The organism is Ilumatobacter nonamiensis YM16-303, assembly GCF_000350145.1.
Classification (GTDB): domain Bacteria; phylum Actinomycetota; class Acidimicrobiia; order Acidimicrobiales; family Ilumatobacteraceae; genus Ilumatobacter_A; species Ilumatobacter_A nonamiensis.
Genome location: NZ_BAOL01000214.1, coordinates 1 through 5,263, shown reverse-complemented (window position 1 = coordinate 5,263; position 5,263 = coordinate 1). Strand labels below are relative to the sequence as shown.

General features: G+C 66.3%; 4 protein-coding genes. 1 reads left to right on the top strand and 3 read right to left on the bottom strand.

The window, feature by feature from the left end:
• The 3 genes from ON45_RS17555 to ON45_RS17545 form a co-directional block, all read right to left on the bottom strand.
• Nucleotides 1–796: sigma-70 family RNA polymerase sigma factor (locus ON45_RS17555; RefSeq protein WP_148288751.1), on the bottom strand; the 796-nt coding region annotated here is incomplete at its 3' end.
• The gene (gene dnaG, locus ON45_RS17550) at nucleotides 768–2,519 is read right to left on the bottom strand and encodes a DNA primase (protein WP_051063306.1); all 1,752 of its coding nucleotides are present in this window, start codon (nucleotides 2,517–2,519) and stop codon (nucleotides 768–770) included. The genes dnaG and ON45_RS17555, both read right to left, overlap by 29 nt.
• A gap of 52 nt (nucleotides 2,520–2,571) precedes the next feature.
• Nucleotides 2,572–3,633: a TerC family protein gene (locus ON45_RS17545; protein WP_241432241.1), complete on the bottom strand. Its 1,062-nt coding sequence runs from the start codon at nucleotides 3,631–3,633 to the stop codon at nucleotides 2,572–2,574.
• Nucleotides 3,634–3,924: 291 nt separating this feature from the next.
• Here ON45_RS17545 and ON45_RS21810 point away from each other — a divergent pair.
• Nucleotides 3,925–5,263: S8 family serine peptidase (locus ON45_RS21810; protein ID WP_158412492.1), on the top strand; the 1,339-nt coding region annotated here is incomplete at its 3' end.

Below are 5,263 nucleotides of genomic sequence, written 5' to 3'. Positions count from 1 at the left end.
GGGTGATCGCCTGGCGGATCCACCACGTGGCGTACGTCGAGAACTTGAAACCCTTCGTGTAGTCGAACTTCTCGACCGCACGCATCAGCCCGAGGTTGCCCTCCTGCACGAGGTCGAGCAGCTGCATCCCCCGCCCCGAGTAGCGCTTCGCGATGCTGACCACGAGCCGCAGGTTCGCCTGCGTGAGTTCGGACTTCGCCCGCTCGCCGCGCTTGACGGCGCGCGTCAACATCCGGTCCTCGACCGTGTCGAGCGTCCGTCGCGCCTCGCTCGCGGCGTCGAGTTTCTCCGCGGCGATCTTGCCCTCCTCGATGAGTTGAGCGAGGCGCCGCTCGTCGTCGACGGTCAACAGGTCGACCTGGCCGATCTCTCGCAGGTACATCCGCACGGCGTCGGCGGAGCCGCCCTCGGCTTTCGGACCGCGCTTCTTGATCCGGCGTTGCCGACGGCGACTCAAGAGGCGTTCGTCGGCGTCGTCCTCCACGATCACCTCGCGACGGACGCCGACCGGGGTGTCGTCGCCCAGCGTCTCGTCGTCATGATCGAGCTGGTCGTCGATCGAGATCCCCGCTCCGGCGAACACGTGTTGGACATCGGTGAGGACCGATTCGCTCAGTTCGACATTGCGCAGCACATGGCTGACCTGGTCGGCATGGACTTCGCCACTCGCGCGCCCCCGCTCGACCAGCGCATCCCACTCATCGCGATCGACACCGACGACCGGCGCCACGAGCGCGGCAACCGAGGCGTCGGGCCGGTCGCTGGATTCAGTCGGAGTGCTCGTCGGTTCGTCGATGGAGCCAACCTAGCAACGACTCCGATGCCGCCAGGGCGCGTTCGGGGTCGGTATCGGCGAGCGCCATCAGATCCAGTCGAGCCGCACGATCCTCCTCGAGCGACGCCGGGTCGGTGAACGAGGTTCGCCGCCGGAGTTCACGTCGGGTCGCCGCAGCGATGAGCGACTGGGCCTCCACCGTGGCGTCGAGGTCGAGGTCGGCGACCGACGCCCGTTCCAGCACCTCACGCGCGTCCGGTGGTGCGATCTCGAGCGCCCCGGTCAGCCCACCGGCTTCGGCCATCGCGAGGAACGCCATCCGGTTCGCATCGCTGTCGAAGAGACCCTCGACCAGCCACTCCGCGATCGAGTCCCACTCCTGGACCAGCAGCACGAGCGCCGCGAACTCGGCGTTCTCCATCGGTGCGCTCTGTCGCTTGGGTGCGACCGCGATCGATGGACGACGCACACCGGTCTCGGCGAGCCTCACGAGGTCGCTGACGGGGAGGCCGACCTGCGCCGCGACCTCGCCGGCATAGAGCTTGCGGACGTTCGGGTTCGGGTGTTCGTTCACCACGGCCATCGCCTCTTCGGCGAGGCGGGCGCGCTGCTCGGGTGAATCGAGCCGTCGCGATCCCATCGTGCGTTGGAGGCGGAACCCGAGGAACGGCAACGGCTCGTCGACCGCCTTCGCGAGTGCCTCCGGGTTCGAACGTGCGAGGTCTCCCGGATCCTTGCCGGAGGGCAGCCGGGCGACCGAGACCTCGACCTGGTGCTTCTGTTCCCATTCGTAGAACCGTTCGGCCGCTCCCTGTCCTGCTGCGTCGGCGTCGAACGACAGCACGACCCGACTCGCGTAGCGCTTGAGCAATCGGACGTGCTCCTCGGTCAGCGCCGTTCCACACGTGGCGACCGCACGCGGCACGCCGGCCTGGTGAAAACCGATCACGTCCGTGTAGCCCTCGCACACGACGATCTGATCGACCTTCGACGCGTCGGCCTTCGACCAGTTCAACCCGTAGAGCACCTTCGACTTCGTGTAGATCGGCGTCTCGGAGCTGTTCTTGTACTTCGCCGGATCGTCCGAACCGGGCAGGATCCGCCCCCCGAACGCGAGTGCCTCACCGGACTCGGAGAAGATCGGGAACATCACGCGGGCACGGAACGAATCCTGCATCCGGTTGCGACGATTCCGGAACGCGAGACCGACGTCCTGCAGCACATCGGCCGGACGACCGAGATCGCGCGCCAGACGATCCCAGTCGTCGGGCGCCCACCCGAGCTTGAACTGACGGGCGATGTCGCCGTGCAGACCGCGATCGCGCAGGTAGCCGCGAGCGGCACGCGCACCCGGGTCGCTCAGCAGACGCTCGTGGTACCACTCGACCGCGTCGTTCATCGCCTCGGTGAGCTGCTTGCGCCGCGCCCGCTCCTTCGACTGTCCGGCCGACGTGTAGTTGAGCGTGATCCCCGCCTTGGCGGCGAGGTGCTCGACCGACCCCGGAAAATCGGTGTGTTCGATCTCCTGGATGAACGTGAAGATGTCACCGCCCTTGTCACAGCCGAAACACTTGTAGCGGCCGGTCTCCTCGCGGACGTAGAAGGACGGCGACTTCTCGGCATGGAACGGGCACAGTCCCGACCAGTTCCGACCGACGCGTTTCAGTGCGACGTACTGCTGCACCGTGTCGACGATCGAGACGGTCGAGCGGATCTTCTCGATGTCGTCGTCCGCGATCCCCATGGCGGCAAGCTACTTCCCGATCTGTCGGGGTCGACCGTTCGCCGACCCCACGCTAGACATCGGTGTCGTCGAACTCCGGGTCTCGATCGCCGGGTGCCTCACGGTCGGTGAACGCCGCCTCGACCAACGCCGCTTCCTCCTCGGCATGACGCGTCCGCTTCAACGAGAACCCGATCGACGCGGTGAGCACGATCGCAATCACACCGAGCGAGAGCGCCGTCGGGATGTGGTACCACTCGGCGATGATCATCTTCACCCCGACGAAGGCGAGGATGATCGCAAGACCCTCCTGCAGATACGTGAAGCGGGAATGCATGTCGGCGAGCAGGAAGTAGAGCGCTCGGAGGCCGAGGATCGCGAACGCGTTGGACGCGAACACGATGAACTGCTCGTTCGACACCGCGAGCACGGCAGGCACGGAGTCGACCGCGAAGATCACGTCGGTCGCCTCGATCAGCATCAGTACGGCGAACAGCGGCGTGGCGAGTCGCTTCCCGTTCTTGATCGTGAACAGCTTCTGGCCGTCGAACTCGTCGGTCGACGGAACGAAGCGGTTGACCAGCCTGAGGAATTTCGAGTTGCCGGGATCGACGTGATCGTTGTCCGTGAACACCAACTTGCCGGCCGTGTACAGGAGGAAGGCCCCGAACACGTAGAGGATCCAGTCGAACCGCTCGATCAACGCGACGCCGGCGAAGATGAAGATGGCTCGCAGCGCGAGGGCCCCGAAGATCCCCCAAAACAAGACCCGATGCTGGTATCGCTGGGGTACCGCGAAGTACCCCATGATGAGTGCCCACACGAAGACGTTGTCGACGCTCAGGCTCTTCTCGATCAGATAGCCCGAGATGTACTCGCCGCTCGCCTGAGAGCCGAACCACCAGGCGACCACGCCGGTGAACGCGACACCGATGCTGATCCACACCGCCGACTCGATTGCGGCTTCCTTGGTCTTGACCTCGTGCGCCTCCTTGTGGACGACCAACAGGTCGATCAGGAGCATCACGAGGATCACGCCGATCAGCACCGCCCACTGCCATGCGTGAACGTCGATGTCGGCGAGATTCGCGTTTCGTTCACTGGCTGCGACGAGTCCGGGCGTGGTGGAGATCACGTCCCCATCATGCCCGGAAACCGACGGGTGCGGCCGCCACGTGGTGAGGACCATCGCCACGTGGAGAATGAGCACGACGTCTGATCCCCGCTGGACGGTGCCACACGCTCGACGACCACGGACAGTGTCCGTCCGACCGCAGGAAGGGCGCGAGATCGGGTACCATGGCCCATGGTTCCCCGACCTGGTCGCCGGCTCAGCGCCCGTACGCCGAACGACCCCACCGACCATCAGACGAGGCGCGAGATCCGCCGGTCTCGCTCGTGCGGGCACGACGAACAGGAGTTCAGAATGCCGACGACGACAACCATCCATCCGGGCCGTGTCTGGGACCAGACACCCGACCGATCCGACACAGCGACCGAGCCGATCCCGCTCATCGAAAGTCGAGCGACGCGCGGGTGGTGGGTCGCAGCTGCGGTGATCGCGCTGCTCGTGGGAATGCTCACTCTCGCTCCACCGGACGCCGCCTCGGTCGGCAGCACCGCGGAGGCCGAGCACTCCGTCACCGCGGACCGCGCCGCGCCAGGCTCCATGTATCACGTCGTCGACCAAGTCGGCGCACGAGACCTGTGGATGCAAGGAATCACCGGCGCCGGGGTGAACGTCGCAGTGATCGACACCGGCGTCGCAAATGTGGACGCACTCTCGGGCGAGGGCAAGATCGTCGCCGTCGCCGACCTCTCCGCCGAGGCGAGCGACCCGTCGACGCGATTTGTCGACTCCCACGGCCACGGCACCGCGATGGCCGGAATCATCGGCGGCAACGAGTCCGGCGCGAATCCCCTCACCGCAGCCGAACACCCCGACAAGTTCCTCGGTGTCGCGCCCGATGCCGGCATCGTGTCGGTCAAGGTCTCCGGTCGCGACGGCGCGAGCAACCCCGCCGACGTCGTCGCGGGAGTCGACTGGGTGATCGCCCACGCCGACGAACTCCAGATCAAGGTCCTCAACCTGTCCTACGTGAGCGGAGCGACGGGCTCGTACCAAGGTGATCCTCTGACCGCAGCGCTCGAACGGGCCTGGGACGCCGGCATCACCGTCGTGACGATCGCCGGGAACGACGGACCTGACACCGAACAACTCGCGTCCCCCGGGATCGACCCGTACGTCATCACGGTCGCAGCGGCGGAAGCCACCGACGACGGGATGCAGATCGCGGAGTTCTCGAGCGCCGGCGACGGCGTGCGCAACCCGGACGTGGCAGCGTCGGGGGCACACATCGAGAGCCTCCGCGCCCCTGGGAGCAATGCCGACCTGAATCACTCGGATGTGGGTTCCGTCGAGGGCGACCCGATGCTGTTCAAGGGGTCCGGCACGTCCGAAGCGGCGGCGGTGACGTCGGGCGTCCTGGCGCTGCTCCATCAGCTGCATCCCGACATGACTCCCGACCAGGCGAAGGCGTTGTTGATCGATGGTGCACAACCGATCGAGGGTTCGGATGGCGACGCAGGCGCAGACCTGATCAGTGCCGAGGCGTCCGCGTCGATGGAGCTCACCAACGCGCAGCAGACCTTCGAGCGAGCGATCATCCTTCCGACCTCGGACGTGACCGGAGTCCCGGCTTGCACTTCGAGCGACTGCTGGGGCGGAGCCCACTGGGGCGGAGCACACTGGGGCGGAGCACACT